General features: G+C 67.5%; 3 protein-coding genes and 1 pseudogene. All 4 read left to right on the top strand.

Translation table 11 applies throughout. The features are described from left to right. A partial coding sequence (locus HV786_RS27420) for a flagellar hook-length control protein FliK (protein WP_254599528.1) occupies positions 1 to 826 on the top strand: 826 nt, incomplete at its 5' end. Between the two features lie 169 nt (positions 827 to 995). Continuing rightward, the gene (gene fliL, locus HV786_RS27165) at positions 996 to 1,640 is read left to right on the top strand and encodes a flagellar basal body-associated protein FliL (RefSeq protein ID WP_056316670.1); all 645 of its coding nucleotides are present in this window, start codon (positions 996 to 998) and stop codon (positions 1,638 to 1,640) included. Between the two features lie 2 nt (positions 1,641 to 1,642). Then, positions 1,643 to 2,650 carry a flagellar motor switch protein FliM gene (gene fliM, locus HV786_RS27160; RefSeq protein WP_056316666.1) on the top strand — a complete coding sequence of 336 codons (1,008 nt, stop codon included), beginning with the start codon at positions 1,643 to 1,645 and terminating at the stop codon, positions 2,648 to 2,650. Next, positions 2,643 to 2,815 (top strand): annotated as a pseudogene (locus HV786_RS27415) (flagellar motor switch protein FliN); the annotation flags it as partial. The gene fliM and the pseudogene HV786_RS27415, both read left to right, overlap by 8 nt.

Below are 2,815 nucleotides of genomic sequence, written 5' to 3'. Positions count from 1 at the left end.
CCAGATCGCCCGCGACGCCGAAGCCGCGCTGCCGGTCCTCACCGCCGCGGTCAAGCCGGGTTCCGCGCCCGCTGCCCAGGCGCCTGCCGATCCCAAGGCGACGGTCAAGGCCGAGGCGCCCAAGGTGGCTGCCGACCTGCCGCTGCCGCGCGTCGCGCGCGAGACGCCCGCGGACACTGCCGCGCCCGCGCCGCAGACCCACGTCGCCGACGAAGATCAGCCCGATCTGCTGGCCGGCACGACCCCGCAATTCCAGGCGCCGCAGCATGGCGCCACGCCGCACGAGGCGCTTGGCGCGGCGCTTGCCGCCGCCACTCAGCGGCAGGCCCTGCCGGTCGTCAACCAGGCCGCTCTCGCGCAGCCGGTCGTTCCCGTCGTGCTGCAAGTGGCCACGCCCGTCGGCGCCACCCACTGGGGCACCGAGCTTGGCCAGCAGATGGTCATGATGAGCAACAACGTGCGCCAGGGCATGCAGACGGCGGAATTGCGCCTGGATCCGCCGGACCTGGGCCCGCTGCGCGTCAGCCTGAACCTGGCCGATGGCGTGGCCAGCGCCTCGTTCGTGTCGGCGCACGCCTCCGTGCGCCAGGCGATCGAAGTGGCGATTCCGCAGTTGCAGCAAGCGCTCGCCCAGGCCGGCATCTCGCTGGGCCAGACCAGCGTTGGTGAACAGGCCGCGCAGCAGGAATTCGCGCAGCAGAACGGCAGCGGCTCGCAGCGTCAGCAAGGCGGCAATGCCGTCGGCGCGGACGGCGTGGCAGAGTCCGCGCAGCCCGCGGTGACGGTGTCGCGCAACGCCAACGCATTGGTCGACACGTTCGCGTAATGATCCGGCAGCCCGCGCCCGGCAACGGATGCGGGCGGTGCAGCAATAGCTTGAGATACGCGGCTTTCGCCCTGTTTTTCGCCTCCAAGCGGCGGCGTGAATTCGGGCAGAATGCTTTCATCCACTAAGAATCCGTTTTCACCAGCGGCAAACACGCATCGAACTCCAGATGGCGACTATCAAACCCATTCCCGCGCCGGCGCGCGACGCGAAGTCCTCCGGCGGCATTGGCCGCATCCTTCGGCCGCTGCTGGCGATCCTGGTGCTGCTGCTGGTTGCCGCGGCCAGCGCCGGCGCGACCTGGTTCATCACGCAGCGCCTGCAGCAGCCGCAAGGCGGCGCCCCGGTGCAGCTTGGCGTGGGCCAGGTGCCTGGCGGCCAACCCGGCCAGCCGGGTCAGCCCGGTCAGGCCGGCGGCGTGCAAGGCCAGCCCGGCCAAGGCCCGCAGGCCACGCCGACGACCTTCGTCGCGCCGTCCGCCACCCCGATCGCCGTGCCCGCGCCCATCTTCGTGCCGATCGAAGCCTTCACGGTCACGCTGCAGAACGCGGACACGGAACGCATCATGCACGTCGGCCTGACCCTGCGCGTGAGCGACGAACAGACCCGCACGCGCCTTGAAAAGTACATGCCCGAAGTGCGCAGCCGCATCCTGATGGTGCTGTCGTCGCAGTCGCCCACCGCCGTGCAGACGCAGCAAGGCAAGAACGACATGGTCGCGGCCATCAAGCAGGCAGTGAACCGTCCCTTCTCGCCCCTGCCTGACGGCCAGTACGTGACCGACGTACTGTTCACGGCGTTCGTGGTGCAATAAGCATGGCCTACGAGGCGTTTCTTTCGCAGGACGAAGTCGATGCGCTGCTGGCCGGCGTCACCGGCGAGAGCGATAGTAAAAAGGAATCCGACGGCCAGAACGCCGGCGCGCGCGCCTACGACTTGAGCTCGCCCGAGCGCGTCGTACGCCGCCGCATGCAGACGCTGGAGCTCATCAACGAACGCTTTGCGCGCAACATGCGCAACGTTCTGCTGAACTTCATGCGCCGCAGCGCCGACATCACCGTCGGCTCGATCAAGATCCAGAAGTACGCGGACTTCGAGCGCAACCTGCCGGTTCCCAGCAATCTGAACATGATTCAGATGAAGCCGCTGCGCGGCACAGCGCTCTTCACCTACGACCCGAATCTGGTGTTCCTGGTCATCGACAGCCTGTTCGGCGGCGATGGCCGCTACCACACGCGGGTCGAGGGCCGGGACTTCACCACCACCGAACAGCGCATCATCCGGCGCCTGCTCAACCTGACCCTGGAAAGCTACGGCAAGTCCTGGGATCCGGTCTACCCGATCGAGTTCGAGTACGTCCGTTCGGAGATGCACACCAAGTTCGCCAGCATCACCGGCAACAACGAAGTGGTGGTCGTCTCCTCGTTCCACATTGAATTCGGCGCGACCGGCGGCGACCTGAACATCTGCCTGCCCTACTCGATGATCGAGCCGGTGCGCGATCTGCTGACGCGCCCGTTGCAGGAAACGACGCTCGAGGAAGTGGATCAGCGCTGGTCGCAGCAGCTGTCGCGCCAGGTGCGCAGCGCCGACATCGACGTGGTCGCGGAATTTGCCCGCATCCCGTCGTCGATCCGCGAACTGATGAGCCTGAAGGTCGGCGACATCCTTCCGGTGGACGTGCCCGAAACCGTCATCGCTCACGTCGACGGCGTGCCGCTGATGGAATGCGGCTACGGCGTCTTCAACGGCCAATACGCCCTGCGCGTACAAAACCTGTTTACCCACGATACAGAACCCAACGAGGCCTCTGACCATGACTGACAAGAACGAGCCCGGCACTGGCTCGTCCCCGGCCGACGACTGGGCCGACGCGCTCGCCGAACAATCCCGCGCCAACCCGCCCACGCAAGCCGACGGTCTGAAGCCGCAGGACGACTGGGCTGCCGCGATGGCGGAACAGGCCGCCACGCCGGCGGCGGCCGCTCC

It is taken from the genome of Achromobacter mucicolens (genome assembly GCF_902859725.1).
Taxonomy (GTDB): domain Bacteria; phylum Pseudomonadota; class Gammaproteobacteria; order Burkholderiales; family Burkholderiaceae_B; genus Achromobacter; species Achromobacter mucicolens.
This window is presented reverse-complemented; position numbering and strand designations above follow the sequence as displayed.

What these genes read in the sequence shown, in the direction of transcription:
- fliL (WP_056316670.1), top strand. Translation starts at nt 996, where the DNA reads ATGGCGACTATCAAACCCATTCCCGCGCCGGCGCGCGACGCGAAGTCC.
- fliM (WP_056316666.1), top strand. Translation starts at nt 1,643, where the DNA reads ATGGCCTACGAGGCGTTTCTTTCGCAGGACGAAGTCGATGCGCTGCTG.